This window comes from Sphingobacterium sp. GW821-FHT03E03 (assembly GCF_059420745.1).
On sequence record NZ_JBWKUH010000078.1, the window covers coordinates 1 to 457 of the forward strand.

Consider the following 457-nt stretch of genomic DNA (forward strand, 5'->3'; position numbering starts at 1 on the left):
TGAGTTTGACGGTGAGTGGGAGACGAAGAAGCTGGGGGAAGTATGTGAAATTAAAACAGGAAACAAAGACACTCAAAATAAAATAGAAGATGGAAAGTATCCTTTTTTTGTTCGTTCAAATACTGTGGAAAGAATTGACAGCTACTCTTACGATGGGGAAGCAATTCTCACTTCCGGTGACGGTGTTGGGGTTGGCAAAAACTTCCATTATATAAATGGGAAATTTGATTTTCATCAGCGGGTATATGCTTTAAGAAATTTTCAAAAAGGGTACTGCGGCAAATACATATATCAGTTGTTTTCTGAAAAATTTTACGATAGAGTAAGAAAGTTATCTGCGAAAAATTCGGTAGATTCAGTAAGAATGGATATGATTTCAGCAATGAAGATATGTTTTCCACCATTTCTCGAACAACAAAAAATTGCTTCCTTTTTACGCCTAGTTGATGACAGAATC

The 457-nt window shown here is 35.9% G+C and carries 1 protein-coding gene; it reads left to right on the forward strand.

Annotated elements, in window-relative coordinates; genetic code table 11:
• The coding region (locus AC07UV_RS25725) for a restriction endonuclease subunit S (protein ID WP_495185859.1) at positions 1-457 on the forward strand (457 nt) is incomplete at both ends.